Origin of the sequence: Lelliottia nimipressuralis, assembly GCF_004402045.1 — a bacterium.
In the GTDB taxonomy this organism is placed as follows: domain Bacteria; phylum Pseudomonadota; class Gammaproteobacteria; order Enterobacterales; family Enterobacteriaceae; genus Enterobacter; species Enterobacter chinensis.
Genome location: NZ_SOMG01000015.1, coordinates 179,100 through 193,080, shown reverse-complemented (window position 1 = coordinate 193,080; position 13,981 = coordinate 179,100). Strand labels below are relative to the sequence as shown.

The 13,981-nt window shown below is 57.7% G+C and carries 15 protein-coding genes; 6 read left to right on the top strand and 9 right to left on the bottom strand.

Annotation, left to right across the window (positions count from 1 at the left end):
- Positions 1–50 precede the first annotated feature (50 nt).
- The gene (cueR, locus tag E3U32_RS09520; protein WP_134348584.1) at positions 51–461 is read left to right on the top strand and encodes a Cu(I)-responsive transcriptional regulator; all 411 of its coding nucleotides are present in this window, start codon (positions 51–53) and stop codon (positions 459–461) included.
- Here cueR and E3U32_RS09515 read toward each other — a convergent pair.
- From E3U32_RS09515 to E3U32_RS09505, 3 genes are read right to left on the bottom strand one after another with little or no spacing between them, the layout of a single operon-like run.
- Positions 458–910 (bottom strand): NfeD family protein, encoded by a 453-nt coding sequence (locus E3U32_RS09515; protein ID WP_134348583.1) that lies wholly within the window; start codon positions 908–910, stop codon positions 458–460. The genes cueR and E3U32_RS09515 overlap by 4 nt on opposite strands.
- Entirely contained in the window at positions 907–1,821 is a 915-nt protein-coding gene (locus tag E3U32_RS09510) for an SPFH domain-containing protein (protein WP_134348582.1), read from the bottom strand. Before E3U32_RS09510 ends, E3U32_RS09515 begins: the two co-directional genes overlap by 4 nt.
- Positions 1,822–1,865: 44 nt before the next feature.
- Positions 1,866–2,717: a hypothetical protein gene (locus tag E3U32_RS09505; RefSeq protein WP_134348581.1), complete on the bottom strand. Its 852-nt coding sequence runs from the start codon at positions 2,715–2,717 to the stop codon at positions 1,866–1,868.
- 143 nt (positions 2,718–2,860) lie between these two features.
- Between E3U32_RS09505 and fetA the strand changes: the two genes are divergently transcribed.
- Together fetA and fetB are read left to right on the top strand one after the other, a co-directional pair.
- Positions 2,861–3,532: an iron efflux ABC transporter ATP-binding subunit FetA gene (gene fetA, locus E3U32_RS09500; RefSeq protein WP_134348580.1), complete on the top strand. Its 672-nt coding sequence runs from the start codon at positions 2,861–2,863 to the stop codon at positions 3,530–3,532.
- The gene (gene fetB / locus E3U32_RS09495) at positions 3,525–4,307 is read left to right on the top strand and encodes an iron efflux ABC transporter permease subunit FetB (protein WP_039265869.1); all 783 of its coding nucleotides are present in this window, start codon (positions 3,525–3,527) and stop codon (positions 4,305–4,307) included. Before fetA ends, fetB begins: the two co-directional genes overlap by 8 nt.
- Positions 4,308–4,359: 52 nt before the next feature.
- Here fetB and E3U32_RS09490 read toward each other — a convergent pair whose 3' ends face one another.
- From E3U32_RS09490 to tesA, 3 genes are read right to left on the bottom strand one after another with little or no spacing between them, the layout of a single operon-like run.
- Positions 4,360–5,214 carry a co-chaperone YbbN gene (locus tag E3U32_RS09490; protein WP_134348579.1) on the bottom strand — a complete coding sequence of 285 codons (855 nt, stop codon included), beginning with the start codon at positions 5,212–5,214 and terminating at the stop codon, positions 4,360–4,362.
- A gap of 58 nt (positions 5,215–5,272) precedes the next feature.
- A complete protein-coding gene (locus E3U32_RS09485) occupies positions 5,273–6,043 on the bottom strand; it encodes an SDR family oxidoreductase (RefSeq protein ID WP_134348578.1) in 771 nt (256 codons plus the stop codon).
- Between the two features lie 28 nt (positions 6,044–6,071).
- Positions 6,072–6,695 (bottom strand): multifunctional acyl-CoA thioesterase I/protease I/lysophospholipase L1, encoded by a 624-nt coding sequence (gene tesA / locus E3U32_RS09480; protein WP_166790924.1) that lies wholly within the window; start codon positions 6,693–6,695, stop codon positions 6,072–6,074.
- Between tesA and ybbA the strand changes: the two genes are divergently transcribed.
- From ybbA to E3U32_RS09465, 3 genes are all read left to right on the top strand, one after another.
- On the top strand, positions 6,666–7,352 hold the full coding sequence (ybbA, locus tag E3U32_RS09475; protein WP_134348576.1) for a putative ABC transporter ATP-binding protein YbbA: 687 nt from the start codon (positions 6,666–6,668) through the stop codon (positions 7,350–7,352). The genes tesA and ybbA overlap by 30 nt on opposite strands.
- Positions 7,349–9,763 carry a putative ABC transporter permease subunit YbbP gene (gene ybbP / locus E3U32_RS09470; protein WP_134348575.1) on the top strand — a complete coding sequence of 805 codons (2,415 nt, stop codon included), beginning with the start codon at positions 7,349–7,351 and terminating at the stop codon, positions 9,761–9,763. The genes ybbA and ybbP overlap by 4 nt, the downstream gene beginning before the upstream one ends.
- A 183-nt stretch (positions 9,764–9,946) precedes the next feature.
- Positions 9,947–11,092 (top strand): porin, encoded by a 1,146-nt coding sequence (locus tag E3U32_RS09465; protein ID WP_134348574.1) that lies wholly within the window; start codon positions 9,947–9,949, stop codon positions 11,090–11,092.
- A gap of 90 nt (positions 11,093–11,182) precedes the next feature.
- On the opposite strand, the gene mnmH is transcribed toward E3U32_RS09465, so the two are convergent.
- The 3 genes from mnmH to purE form a co-directional block, all read right to left on the bottom strand.
- On the bottom strand, positions 11,183–12,253 hold the full coding sequence (gene mnmH / locus E3U32_RS09460) for a tRNA 2-selenouridine(34) synthase MnmH (RefSeq protein ID WP_134348573.1): 1,071 nt from the start codon (positions 12,251–12,253) through the stop codon (positions 11,183–11,185).
- 85 nt (positions 12,254–12,338) lie between these two features.
- A complete protein-coding gene (gene purK, locus E3U32_RS09455) occupies positions 12,339–13,406 on the bottom strand; it encodes a 5-(carboxyamino)imidazole ribonucleotide synthase (RefSeq protein WP_134348572.1) in 1,068 nt (355 codons plus the stop codon).
- The gene (gene purE / locus E3U32_RS09450) at positions 13,403–13,912 is read right to left on the bottom strand and encodes a 5-(carboxyamino)imidazole ribonucleotide mutase (RefSeq protein ID WP_006809824.1); all 510 of its coding nucleotides are present in this window, start codon (positions 13,910–13,912) and stop codon (positions 13,403–13,405) included. Before purE ends, purK begins: the two co-directional genes overlap by 4 nt.
- Positions 13,913–13,981 lie beyond the last annotated feature (69 nt).

Here is a 13,981-nt window from a genome sequence, read left to right as displayed (position 1 = left end):
ACTGTTATAAAGGTTAAACCTTCCATCAAGGGGAAGGTCAAGGGGGAAATGTGAATATCAGCGATGTGGCAAAAAAAACCGGTTTAACCAGCAAAGCGATTCGCTTTTATGAAGAGAAGGGGCTGGTGACGCCGCCGCTGCGCAGTGAAAACGGCTACCGCAGCTACACGCAGCTGCATCTGGATGAACTGACGCTGCTGCGCCAGGCAAGACAGGTGGGTTTTAATCTGGAAGAGTGCGGCGAGCTGGTTAATCTGTTCAACGATCCGAAGCGTCACAGCGCAGACGTGAAAAAACGCACCCTGGAAAAAGTGGCCGAGATTGAACGCCATATCACCGAGCTGCAGGCGATGCGCAAACAGCTGCTACAGCTCGCGGAATCCTGTCCGGGGGATGACAGCGCCGACTGCCCGATTATCGAGAATCTTGCCGGCTGCTGTCATCGTAAAGCCTTTGCTTAGCAGGCTTTAACCCGCAGGGTAATGCCTTCCACCGCAATGACCTCAACCCGCGTGCCGGCGCTGAGGTCCTCGTCGGCGACCACCGGCCACGAGCTGTCGCCCACGCGCATATGCCCCCGCCCGTTTACCAGCGCGGCGTCGAGCGTAAAACGCTGGCCGACAATCTGTTGTCCGCGCTGGTTGAGATGCGCGTCCACCGGTTTCTGCTCGCTAACCCGTCGGTTAAGCCAGCGCCACCACAGCCACGCGGCCACCAGCGTCAGCACGGCAAACAACGCGCCCTGCCACGCCCAGTCAAGCGGCAAAATCCACACGAGCAGCCCGGTGATGACCGCGGCGACACCGCTCCAGAGCAGGTAACCATTGCCGCCCAGCATCTCAGCGGCCAGCAATAAACCCCCAAGGCTTAGCCAGAAAGCGTGAGGATGTGCGACGATGAGCTCAATCATTTTTTACGCTCGTTTCCGCTGTCTTTGATAAGCTCTGCAATACCGGCGATAGAGCCCATCAGGCTGCTGGCCTCCAGCGGCATCATCACCACTTTGCTATTGTTCGCGGAGCCGATCTCTTTCAGCGCATCGGTATATTTTTGCGCGACAAAGTAGTTCACTGCCTGGATATCACCAGCGGCAATCGCCTCTGACACCATCTGGGTGGCACGGGCTTCTGCCTCGGCTGAACGTTCACGCGCTTCCGCCTGTAAGAATGCAGACTGACGCTCGCCTTCCGCTTTCAGGATCTGCGACTGTTTTTCCCCCTCCGCTTTGAGGATCTCAGCCTGACGTACCCCTTCGGCTTCCAGAATGTAGGCACGCTTGGTTCGCTCGGCCTTCATCTGCGCGTTCATGGAGGCAATCAGCTCCGCCGGCGGGCGCACGTCGCGGATCTCAATACGGGTGACTTTGATCCCCCACGGGTTCGTCGCCTCATCGACAATGTGCAGCAGGCGCGTATTGATGCTGTCGCGCTGGGAAAGCATCTCGTCCAGCTCCATAGAGCCCAGCACGGTACGGATGTTGGTCATCGTCAGGTTAACGATCGCCAGCTCCAGGTTGCTCACCTCATAGGCCGCTTTAGGCGCATCAATCACCTGAATAAAGCAGACGGCATCAATGGTGACGTTGGCGTTATCTTTGGAGATGATCTCCTGAGACGGGATATCCAGTACCTGTTCCATCATGTTGATCTTGCGACCAATCCGGTCCATGAACGGGACAATCAGGCTTAAGCCAGGCTGGAGCGTGTTGGTGTAACGACCGAAACGCTCGACGGTCCACTGATAACCCTGTGGGACAATTTTGACGCCTGCGCCCACAATAACCAGCGCAACGAAAATAAGGACAGGAATAACGATAAGCATAAAAACCTCCTGTTTTGCATGCTGTGATGAGTGAAAGTGTGTGTTTATTGCTCGTAAGTATAGGTAAAGTCAGAGATGAATCCATCACCCGCCTTCGCGATGGCTTTGGATAATCCCTGGTAGTACTTCTCCAGCCCCAGCGCTTCGATATGCTGGATTTGTTCGCGGATTGGGGCGCAGAACAGAACGGCATTCCCCGCCTCAACGCGCTTGTTATTGGGGGGAAGGTCGCCCGCGATGGCTTTGAACCACGTTCGGATACCCTGCTTTAAGCTGTGCGGTGCTTTTGCCAGGTTATCCATTCCCGTCAGGACCTGCAGGGTGGGAAACTCATCGGCCAGCACGGCGGTTTTCATGCGTGCAAAAAACTGGCTGAACAGCTCGAACGATCCCAGATCGGTGACGCGGGGCTTGGTGGTTTTACCGTTTTTATTGCCAATTTTGCCCGCTTTTGACGCTGCGGCCGGAACCGCATTCACCTTTTCCAGCTCCAGCCCGAATAGCAAATTGCAGTGTGCGCGGCGGGCTTTCAGCGGGTAGGACATCAAAACGTCAATGAACTGGGTCGCTTTCACTTCCGCAAGGTCGTGGTTGATGAGCCACTGGGTGCGAGAAAATTCAGCCGGGGAGACGAACCAGTCGGGCACCTCATTGAAACGTTTTGATTTTCCTTTGCCGTCAAATTCCAGGAAGTGCGTCCCGTTGTCGAAGGCGAAATAGCAATTTTTGAAACTGCCGATCGTGGTGTTCACGATGAGCGCCTTCTTAACAAAATCGACCACCTCTGCACCAATGACAAAACGTGTGAGTTCCGAAGATTTGATGACTTCCATTAATGTTTCGACATCAGGAACACCAGGCTTCAGGGAAGGGAACTCATAAAAGATATGTGCCATGTTGCATACTTCCTGTAGTGATGGTGATGACAAATGACAAACAAAAAGTTTAACACTTGCTTTAGCGTGAGGCTATTCGCTCTGTACGGACGAAAGGATTATGCTACAGACGGTTATGACAAAAAGCGGTTAACGAAAGCGCAATGAACGATAAAAAAAACGTATTACATCTCAGGGATGTCGGGTTTCGTGTCGGGGACAACGCCATCCTTCAGCACGTCGGGTTTTGCCTGTCGCCGGGCGAGTTTAAATTAATAACGGGCCCCTCAGGCTGCGGTAAAAGCACGTTGCTGAAGATTGTGGCCTCCTTGCTCAGCCCCACAGAGGGCACCATTCTGTTTGAAGGTCACGATATTGCGTCACTTTCACCGGAAAGCTATCGCCAGCAGGTTTCGTATTGTGTGCAAACACCCGTGCTTTTTGGCGATACGGTCTATGACAACCTGATTTTCCCGTGGCAAATCCGTCAAAAAACGCCGGAACCGGAAAAATTTATCAACGATCTGGCCCGCTTTGGCCTGGCGCAGGAGACGCTGACCAAATCCATCAATGCGCTGTCGGGTGGAGAAAAGCAGCGCGTCTCGCTGATCCGCAACCTGCAGTTTTTACCGAAGGTATTGTTGCTGGACGAAATCACCAGCGCGCTCGATGACGCCAACAAACGCAACGTTAACGAGATTATTCATCGTTACGTCCGCGAGCAGAATATTGCCGTGCTGTGGGTGACGCACGACGCCAACGAAATTACCCATGCGGATGACGTAATTACGCTCCAGCCGCACGGCGGAAAAATGCAGGAGGCAAACCGTGGGTGAGCATAATATTACGAACGAATCTCTGGCGTTTTCGATGGTGCTGGTGCTGATTGCGATTGTGGTCAGCTACCGCGAAAAGCTGGGGCTGGAAAAAGATATTGTGTGGAGTATCTGCCGCGCGGTGATTCAGCTCATCATCGTCGGCTATGTGCTGAAGTATATTTTCAACGTCAACCACGCGGTCCTGACGCTGCTGATGGTGCTCTTTATCTGCTTTAATGCGGCGTGGAATGCGCAAAAACGCAGTAAATACATTGATAAGGCGTTTATCTCATCGTTTATCGCGATTACCACCGGGACGGCGCTCACGCTGGCGGTGCTGGTGCTCTCCGGCTCGATTGAGTTTACGCCGATGCAGGTTATTCCTATCTCCGGGATGATTGCGGGGAACGCCATGGTGGCCGTTGGGCTGTGTTATAACAACCTTGGCCAGCGTTTCAGCAGTGAACAGCAGCAGCTGCAGGAGAAATTAAGCCTGGGGGCGACGCCTAAAGTGGCCTCGGCGCGGCTGATTCGTGAGAGCATTCGTTCATCGCTGATCCCGACGGTGGATTCAGCCAAAACGGTTGGGCTGGTGAGCCTGCCGGGCATGATGTCGGGACTGATTTTTGCCGGTATCGATCCGGTAAAAGCGATTAAGTATCAGATCATGGTGACGTTTATGCTGCTTTCCACGGCAAGCCTGTCAACCATCATTGCCTGTTACCTGACCTATCGGAAGTTCTACAACGCGCGCCACCAGCTGGTGGTGACGCAGTTGAAAAAGACGGGGTAATATCGGCTTTTGTAGGCCCGGTAAGGCGAAGCCGCCACCGGGCTTTTTTTTATCAATACAGCAGTGCGTACAGCTGACGACGGTACTTCGACGCCAGCGCGTCTCCGGTGCCCAGCGCGGCCAGGATCTCCTGGAACATCTTGCGCGCCTGGCCGTCTGCGGCAGCGAGGTCTTTTTGCAGATGGCTGAACAGCAGCTCAAGCGCCTCTTCGTTACGCCCCACCTGATGCAACTGCAGCGCCAGCTGGCTTGCCAGGCCCGCATCGGCCGGGTTGTCAGCAACCTGCTGCTGCAACTGCTGAATCTCCGGGGTGTCCGCGGCCTGTTTCAGCAGTTCAATCTGCGCCACCAGGCCCTGATAACGGGTGTCCTGGTCCTGCAGCGGTACGGTTTTGAGTACGGCTTCCGCGTCTTCTGAACGGTGCAGGGCGATCTGCGTTTCCGCCAGCAGCAGGCCAATCTGGCTGTTCTGATTTGACAGCTGCCACGCGTCTTTGAGCAGCGGCAGCGCCTCGTCATATTTGCCTTCCTGCATCAGCGCCATGCCTTCCTGCGCTTTCAGCTCTTCTTCGCGCGGCAGCACTTTATCCAGCAGGGCACGGATAGCCTCTTCCGGCTGCGGCCCCTGGAAGCCATCAACAGGCTGACCGTTCTGGAACAGATAAACGGTAGGAATGGCGCGCAGACCAAACTGAGACGCGACCATCGGCTCTGCGTCACAGTCCAGTTTGGCGAGAATGAACTGACCATTGTACTGGGCGGCAAGGCTTTCCAGCATCGGCGTCAGCTGCAGACAGTGTTGGCTGCGCTCAGACCAGAAGTAGAACAGCACCGGTTTGGTCATCGACTGTTCAAGGGTCTGTTGCAGGTTTGCTTCAGTAATATTGACGATATTCTGTACGGACATGCGGCTTTCTCTTTTGTCGGTTTGTTCTTTACATGGGGATGCGCGACGTCGCTTCAACTCAACCGTGTAAAATTTTGTCCATTATCCGGCCCGGCAGCAGGCGTTTTAACCAGCCTACGGCGTGGGTGACCAGCGTCACCGGATAGCGCATTTTGGGATGTTCACTCTCAAAAGCATGGCGCACTTTGGCGACAACCGCTTCGGGCCCGAGGGTAAAACGTGCGGCAATGCCGGGGTTCTCGACCGGTTTATCCGCCTGCGTCTGGTTCACGTTATCGGTAAAGCGGGTGCGGATCGGGCCGGGTTCAATCAGGCTGACCTTAATGCCGCTGTGGCGCAGCTCCATGCGCAGGGCGTCGGACCAGGCCTCCAGTGCATATTTGCTGGCGGCGTAGGCGCCGCGGCCTGGGGTTGATATCAGCCCCATCACCGACGATGTCATCACGATGCGCCCTTCACCGTGCGGCAGCATCGCGGGGAGCAGACGCATGGTGAGCTGATGTACGCCGAAGAAGTTGGTCGAAAACTGCTTCTCCAGCGTTTCGCGGGAGAGCGTATCCAGCGGACCATACACGCCGTAACCGGCATTGTTAAAGAGTCCGTACAGACGATTGTCGGTCAGCGCGATGACCTCATCGGCGGCGCGCTCAACGCTCTCCGGCGAGTCCATATCGAGCAGCACGCCGGTCAAGCCCAGCCCGTTCATGCGTTCGACATCGTCGGGTTTGCGGCAGGCCGCCAGCACCCGAAATCCCTGGCGCTTTAATTCAAGCGCGCTTTCAAGGCCGATTCCACTGGAACATCCTGTAATTAAGACCGATTTTTGCATAACTTTACCTGTCAGGATCTCCGCTTAATCAGGAGTCATGGTTAACTAAAGGAGCCAGCCGCGTTGCCATCCAGTCGGCAATAAACGGCTGAGCATCGCGATTGGGGTGGATCCCGTCGTCTTGCATCCATTGGGGTTTGAGATAAACCTCTTCCATGAAAAATGGCAGCAGCGGAATATCAAACTCTTTGGCAAGCTTAGGGTAGATCGCGCTAAAGGTCTCATTATACCGACGACCGTAGTTGGCGGGCAGGCGAATTTGCATCAGCAGCGGCTGGGCGTTGGCCGCCCTGATGTCCTGCAAAATGGTGCGCAGCGTTTGCTCCGTTTGCTGAGGCTGAAAACCGCGCAGACCGTCATTACCGCCAAGCTCAACCAGCACCCAGCGCGGCTGATGCTGTTTGAGTAGCGCAGGCAGGCGCGATAAACCTTGCTGAGAGGTATCGCCGCTGATGCTGGCGTTGATTACAGACGTCTTGCTCTGCCATTTGTCATTGAGCAGGGCGGGCCAGGCCGCGCTGGCCGCCATGCGATAGCCCGCGCTCAGGCTGTCGCCAAGAACCAGTAACGTGTCCGCTGCCGCCGCGCGGAAGGTCATCAGAATCAAAAACAGGAAGGGCAAATGCCAGCGGAAAACAGTGTTGAAGTTCATCATCTTAAGAAGTCCGTCGGTCAGGGGGAACACGAGCTTTCCATCCTTACTGGAGTTGAACTCGTTGTCAAACGCGCCGAAACCATCGCGCTGATCGGCGAATCCGGTTCCGGTAAGTCCACGCTGCTGGCGATTTTGGCCGGTCTGGACGACGGCAGCAGCGGTGAAGTCCACCTTGTCGGGCAACCGCTGCATCAGCTTGATGAAGAGGCGCGGGCCGCGCTGCGCGCGCGTCACGTTGGTTTTGTCTTTCAGTCCTTTATGCTGATCCCGACCCTGAACGCGCTGGAAAACGTCGAACTTCCGGCGCTTCTGCGCGGTGAAAATAGCTGTGAAAGCCGCGCTCACGCGAAGGCGCTGCTGGAACAGCTCGGCCTGGGGAAACGTCTCGACCATCTTCCCGCGCAGCTATCAGGCGGTGAGCAGCAGCGCGTGGCCCTGGCGCGGGCGTTTAACGGCCGCCCGGAAGTGCTGTTTGCCGATGAGCCCACCGGTAACCTTGACCGTAAAACCGGAGACCGAATTGCGGACCTGCTGTTTTCGCTCAACCGCGAGCACGGCACCACGCTGATCCTCGTGACCCACGATCCGCAGCTTGCCGCCCGCTGTGACCGTCGCCTGCGGCTGGTGAACGGTATGCTTCAGGAGGAGGTATGATTACCCGCTGGTTCTGGCGCGAGTGGCGTTCGCCCTCGCTGCTGATTGTCTGGCTGGCGTTAAGCCTGGCGGTGGCCTGCGTGCTGGCGCTCGGCAGCGTCAGCGACCGTATGGAAAAAGGGCTTAGCCAGCAGAGCCGGGAGTTTATGGCGGGAGACCGGGCGCTGCAAAGCTCGCGCGCCGTTGCTCCGGGCTGGATTGACGAGGCGCGCACGCTGGGGCTGAAGGTGGGAGAGCAGATTACCTTCCAGACGATGACCTTCGCGGGCGACACGCCGCAGCTGGCGAGCGTCAAAGCCGTCGATGACATCTACCCGATGTACGGTGAACTGCAGACCAGCCCGCCCGGGCTGAAGCCAGAGCCCGGCACGGTGCTACTGGCCCCGCGGCTGATGGCGCTCCTGAATCTGAAAACCGGCGACAGTATCGACGTGGGCGATGCCACGCTGAAAATCGCCGGGGAAGTGGTGCAGGAGCCCGATTCCGGCTTTAATCCCTTCCAGCTTGCGCCACGCCTGCTGATGAACACCGCGGATGTCGCGGCAACCCATGCGGTACAGCCGGGCAGCCGCGTCACCTGGCGCTATAAGTTTGGCGGCACGCCTGCCCAGCTTGATGCCTATGAAAAATGGCTTCTGCCGCAGTTAAAACCTGAGCACCGCTGGTACGGGCTGGAGCAGGATGAGGGGGCGCTCGGTAAATCTCTGGAGCGTTCTCAGCAGTTCCTGCTGCTGTCGGCACTGTTAACCCTGCTGCTGGCAGTGGCGGCGGTGGCCGTGGCGATGGGGCACTACTGCCGCAGCCGCTACGACCTGGTGGCAATCCTCAAAACCCTGGGGGCGGGCAGAGCTCAGCTGCGTAAGCTGATTGTCGGCCAGTGGCTAATGCTGCTGATCCTGTCCGCGCTGACCGGCGGGATAATGGGGCTGCTGTTTGAAAAACTGCTGATGGTGATGCTGAAACCGGTGCTCCCGGCCGCATTGCCGCCGGCCAGCTTCTGGCCGTGGCTGTGGGCGATGGGCGCGATGACGGTGATCTCGGTGCTGGTGGGGCTACGACCCTACCGTCTGCTGCTCGCCACGCAGCCGCTGCGCGTGCTCCGCAACGATGTGGTGGCCAACGTCTGGCCGCTGAAGTTCTACCTTCCGGTGATTATGGCGGTGGCGGTGGGGCTGCTGGCCTGGCTGATGGGGGGCAGTACGCTGCTGTGGGCGGTGCTGGCCGGAGCGGTTGTGCTGGCGCTGCTGTGCGGCGTGCTGGGCTGGATACTGCTCAACGTCCTGAAACGACTGACGGTAAAATCGCTTCCGGTGCGCCTGGCCGTCAACCGTCTGCTGCATCAGCCCTGGTCTACGCTGAGCCAGCTTTCGGCCTTTTCGCTGTCGTTTATGTTGCTGGCCCTGCTGCTGGTGCTGCGCGGCGATCTGCTCGACCGCTGGCAGCAGCAGTTGCCGCCGGAAAGCCCGAACTATTTCCTGATCAATATCGCCCCTGAGCAGGTCACGCCGCTGAAGGGCTTCCTGTCTGAGCACCATATTATCCCGGAGTCGTTCTATCCCATCGTTCGCGCGCGTCTGACGCAGATCAACGGCCAGCCAACGGAGGGAAGCAAGGACGAGTCGCTTAACCGCGAGCTCAACCTGACCTGGCAGGAGAAACGCCCGGATCACAACCCGATTACCGCCGGCACCTGGCCGCCGAAAGCGGGAGAGGTGTCGATGGAAGAGGGGCTGGCGACGCGCCTGAACGTGAAGCCGGGAGACAGCGTCACTTTTACCGGCGATACCCAGGATTTTACCGCGAAAGTTACCAGCTTGCGTAAAGTGGACTGGGAAAGCCTGCGGCCGAACTTCTTCTTTATCTTCCCGCCCGGCGCGCTGGACGGGCAGCCGCAGAGCTGGCTGACCAGCTTCCGCTGGGAAAACGGCAACGGTATGTTGACCCAGCTTAACCGGGAATTCCCGACGGTCAGCCTGCTGGACATCGGCGCGATCCTGAAGCAGGTCGGTCAGGTGCTGGAGCAGGTGAGCCGCGCGCTGGAGGTGATGGTGGTGCTGGTGACGATTTGCGGCGTATTGTTGCTGCTGGCCCAGGTGCAGGTGGGTATGCGCCAGCGGCATCAGGAACTGGTGGTCTACCGCACGCTGGGGGCCGGTAAGCGGCTGCTGCGGATGACGCTCTGGAGCGAGTTCGCGCTGCTGGGGCTGGTGGCCGGTCTGGTGGCGGCCGTTGGCGCAGAGACGGCGCTGGCGGTGTTGCAGACAAAAGTGTTCGACTTCCCGTGGGAGCCTGACTGGCGCCTTTGGTTGATACTGCCTCTGTGCGGCGCGGTGCTGCTTTCTCTTTGCGGAGGCTGGCTCGGCACGCGGCTGTTAAAGGGCAAAGCCCTGTTCCGTCAGTTTGCGAATTGATTTACCAGAGTGATAATTACGCGCCGGGTTTTAATGCCGGCGCGCAATGTTTAAATAGCACAAAGTGATAATACCCACTCATTTAGTAGCACAAAACATTAAAAACCCGTCCACACAGCCCGATTATTTCCAGTTAATATTCACTCGCTAAATATTTAGCAGCGTGTCTATTAAGGAAAAATAATGACTATAAAAAAATCAGCGCTGGCGGTAACGATCGGCGCGGCAGTGGCATTAACGACCTTCGCATCTCAGGCGGAAATCACCGTTCTTAAACAGGATCCTCAGGCGGGCGATCCGCTGAGCCGCCTGAATTTCACCGTGGGCGGCAGTATCCGTCCGCAGTTCAACATGATGACCGGTGACGGCGACAAAGGTTCCTACAAGCGTAACGGCTTTGACGGCGGCACCCGTTTCCGTTTCGCAGCAGATTACTACCTGTTTGATGACATCAGCTGGATCAGCTACTACGAGCTGGGTGTGAACATCCCTGCGCTGTTCAACTGGGATAACCACTATGCCGAAGGTGCACACGACACCACGCGTCGTATGCTTTACACCGGTCTGAAGAGTGGTACCTGGGGTACGCTGACCTTCGGTCAACAGAACAGCGTTTACTATGATGTGGTTGGCGCGAAAACCGATATCTGGGACTACGACATGATTGGTCAGGCACCAGGTAACGGGATCAACGGCGACTACGACGGTTCTTATCGTTCACGCCAGATGCTGAAATATAAGAAAACCGTGGGCGATGCCGATATCTATGCATCCTACCTGTTTGAAGACAGCGAATACCTGCCGGGCAATGGCCTGCGCTACAAGCGTAAAGGCGGCGGTTCACTGGGTGTGGATTACCACCTGACCACCGATCTGACCTGGGGCGCCGCGTGGAACTATACCCGTGCGGATATGCGTAACCCGGACAACGGCGACAGCAAAACCTACGACCAGAACATCCTCGGTACCGCGCTGAGCTGGACGCCGGATAACTGGACCTTCTCCGCAGGCGGCGGCTGGTATCAGAACTTCCTGACCACCAAAAAAGTGTCTGTTAACGACTACTTTGCGGGTGATGCGTGGGGTATTGAATACTTCGCAGGGTACAAATTCCCAATCGGTCAGTACGCGGTTAAATCCATCCAGCCTTACTTCATGGGCGACCGTATTGAGTACGTGAACGGCCGTAACTACCAGCGCATCGACAACGGCGTGGGTATCAGCTTCCAGCTGGATTACGGTTTCCGCGTGGATTACGAACACGTGTTCACCTCCAGCACCGACGACCTGGGCGACATGAACCTGGTGCGTCTGCGTTACGACTTCTAAGTCGTCTGTTCCCCGGTGGCGCTGCGCTTACCGGGGCGACAAAAGCACAGGTAAGCCGGGAAAGGCGTAGCCGCCACCCGGCTTTATTTTTCAGCGATCAAGCCACTCAGCAATTTCTTCGAACGTCCCGCGATACACAATCTTCTCCGCTTTCTTCTCCAGCTGATAGCCATACATCGGGTCGTAATAATCCTTCAGCAGCGGCGCAAGCCAGCTGAAGTGCGCGTCCGTGCTGCCAGAGCGTTGCTGTTCTGACAGCGCGGAATCTAACAGTGCGGTGAATTCTGCATACCGCTGCAGCCCCAGACGGCGGCGAATGGCGAACAGGCCGTGGTGCAGGTACTCGCTGTATTCTTTCCAGCCCGCTTCCTCGCCGTATGCGGCAGAAAAGTCGGCCCACATATGGTCGAAATACTCTTCGCGCACGCGTTCAAGCCGAATTTCAAACGGATCCTCTACCACAACGATAGGGGCTTCAACCATGCGATCGCGCAGGCATTCCGGCAGATGGTTGGAGCCAATCATCCGACCTTCATCTTCGAGCACCCAGCGCGCGGCATCTTTTTTCAGCAGCTCGACCGCAAGGTGGTTTTCAAAGCTTGCCTGGGAAAGCTGCGGTGTCAGCGTGCGCCCAAACGACGAACCGCGATGGTGCGCCAGTCCTTCCAGATCGATTCCCTGCGCGTGCTGCTTCACCAGCAGCGTTTTACCGTTTCCGGTACAACCGCCGATAAGCACCATCGGTTTTTGCGACTGCTCAATGGTCACCTGGATCGCCGTCTGGCGCAGGGCCTTATAGCCGCCGCGGATCAGCGGGTAATTGACACCCGCCTCTTTTAGCCAGGCCTGGGAGATATGTGAGCGCTGGCCGCCGCGCGCGCAGCAGAGAAAGCCCTCAGGATGGGCAAGGCTGGCTTCGCGCCAGGCGTTGATGCGTGCCTCACGCGTATTGCCGTTCACCAGACTATGGCCGAGCGCCAGCGCGGCGTCCGGACCCTGGCGTTTATAGCAGGTGCCCACGGCGGCGCGTTCGTCGTCATTCATCAACGGCAGGTTCAGGGCGGCGGGCATCGCGCCCTGGGCAAATTCGATCGGCGCGCGAACGTCGATTAAAGGGGTATCAGACGCGAGGATCGCGCGATAATCCGTTCCATCGTTCATGGGTATTCCAGAAGAAAGCTAAGCAGCAATGGGCGGGAATTGTACGCCGGGGAAAGAGTAGGTCAACTCCCCGGCGGAGGGAGAACTAGTTAAGCTTTGATTGTGCCCAGACAATACCGCTCGCATATTCTGGCGGCAGGAGCGGAATCATGGCTTCCAGGGTGGCGCTCAGGCGATCCGTGTCGGTGTCGCTCAGGTTGAGGTGACCCACTTTACGACCCGCGCGAACCTCTTTGTCATACCAGTGCAGGTGCACCAGCGGCAGTTTCAGCCAGTCGTAGTTCAGTTCGGTGCCGATCAGGTTGATCATCACCGACGGGCTATTCACCACCGGCTGCGGCAGCGGCAGGTCGGTGATGGCGCGCAGATGCAGTTCGAACTGGCTGATGGACGCACCGTTTTGCGTCCAGTGGCCGCTGTTGTGCACGCGCGGCGCAAGTTCGTTGATCAGCAGACCGGACGGGGTGATAAAACACTCCATCGCCATCACACCAACATAGCCCAGCTCGTGCATGATGGCAGAGAGCATATCTTCCGCCTGCGCCTGCTGGTCGGCATTGGCGTGCGGGAAGGCCACGCTGGTGCGCAGGATACCGTCCTGATGCAGGTTATGCGTCAGAGGGTAAAACACCGTGCGGCCATCGTGCCCGCGCGCGCCAACCAGCGACACTTCGCCGCTGAAGTTGATGCCCTGCTCAACGATGCACTCGCCGTAGCAATCATCCGGCAGCTCGGCGGTGTCGTTCGCGCGCAGACGCCACTGGCCGCGGCCGTCGTAGCCACCCACGCGGCGCTTCACGATTGCCAGGTCGCCCAGCATCGCGAAGACGTCATTCCACTCGCTTTTATCGGACAGGAGCTGCCACGGTGCGGTCGCGAGGCCGAGCTTGTCGAACAGCTGCTTTTGCGTCAGGCGGTCGGCAATGATCGGGAACACATCGCGGTTAACAAAGGCGTTGTGACGCGCCAGCTCGCGCGTCAGGGCCGTCTCCGGCCAGCGTTCGATCTCGGCGGTAATCACGCTCTGGTGGAACGGTACGGCTTCAGGTTCAGCATCCAGCCCGACGGGCCAGACGGAAATACCCAGCGGTTCACCTGCCTGGCGCAGCATGCGGCCTAACTGGCCGTTACCGAGGACGCAAACCTGCTTCATGCCGCACCCCGCGGGTCCGGATTGTCCAGCACCTCGTCGGTCTGGGCTTTACGCCATTCGGCCAGACGCTGGTGCAGGTCTTTATCGTGAGTCGCCAGGATTTGGGCTGCAAGCAGGGCTGCGTTTGCGGCACCCGCTTTGCCAATCGCCAGCGTGCCGACCGGAATACCGCGCGGCATCTGAACGATGGAATAGAGGCTATCAACACCGCTCAGCGCGGCGCTTTGTACCGGAACGCCGAGAACAGGCACCAGCGTTTTGGCGGCAATCATGCCTGGCAGATGTGCTGCGCCGCCCGCACCGGCAATGATCACCTCATAACCGTTCTCTTCGGCACTTTCGGCGAAGCTGAACAGTTTGTCTGGTGTACGGTGCGCGGAGACCACTTCAACGTGGTGCGGAACATTCAGGATTTCAAAGATTTCGGCGGCGAACTGCATGGTAGCCCAGTCGCTTTTGGACCCCATCACGATGGCGACACGCGCCGGATTATTGCGGGAAGACATGCGTCTTAAAACTCCTGTGGTGCGAAACACACTGCTTTCGAGGGCACAGAGAATAGCATGTTATAAGGG

Coding starts and splice junctions, on each gene's coding strand:
- E3U32_RS09515 (WP_134348583.1), bottom strand. CDS start 910: ATGATTGAGCTCATCGTCGCACATCCTCACGCTTTCTGGCTAAGCCTT.
- E3U32_RS09510 (WP_134348582.1), bottom strand. CDS start 1,821: ATGCTTATCGTTATTCCTGTCCTTATTTTCGTTGCGCTGGTTATTGTG.
- E3U32_RS09505 (WP_134348581.1), bottom strand. CDS start 2,717: ATGGCACATATCTTTTATGAGTTCCCTTCCCTGAAGCCTGGTGTTCCT.
- fetA (WP_134348580.1), top strand. CDS start 2,861: ATGAACGATAAAAAAAACGTATTACATCTCAGGGATGTCGGGTTTCGT.
- E3U32_RS09490 (WP_134348579.1), bottom strand. CDS start 5,214: ATGTCCGTACAGAATATCGTCAATATTACTGAAGCAAACCTGCAACAG.
- E3U32_RS09485 (WP_134348578.1), bottom strand. CDS start 6,043: ATGCAAAAATCGGTCTTAATTACAGGATGTTCCAGTGGAATCGGCCTT.
- ybbA (WP_134348576.1), top strand. CDS start 6,666: ATGCCAGCGGAAAACAGTGTTGAAGTTCATCATCTTAAGAAGTCCGTC.
- tesA (WP_166790924.1), bottom strand. CDS start 6,695: ATGAACTTCAACACTGTTTTCCGCTGGCATTTGCCCTTCCTGTTTTTG.
- ybbP (WP_134348575.1), top strand. CDS start 7,349: ATGATTACCCGCTGGTTCTGGCGCGAGTGGCGTTCGCCCTCGCTGCTG.
- E3U32_RS09465 (WP_134348574.1), top strand. CDS start 9,947: ATGACTATAAAAAAATCAGCGCTGGCGGTAACGATCGGCGCGGCAGTG.
- mnmH (WP_134348573.1), bottom strand. CDS start 12,253: ATGAACGATGGAACGGATTATCGCGCGATCCTCGCGTCTGATACCCCT.
- purK (WP_134348572.1), bottom strand. CDS start 13,406: ATGAAGCAGGTTTGCGTCCTCGGTAACGGCCAGTTAGGCCGCATGCTG.
- purE (WP_006809824.1), bottom strand. CDS start 13,912: ATGTCTTCCCGCAATAATCCGGCGCGTGTCGCCATCGTGATGGGGTCC.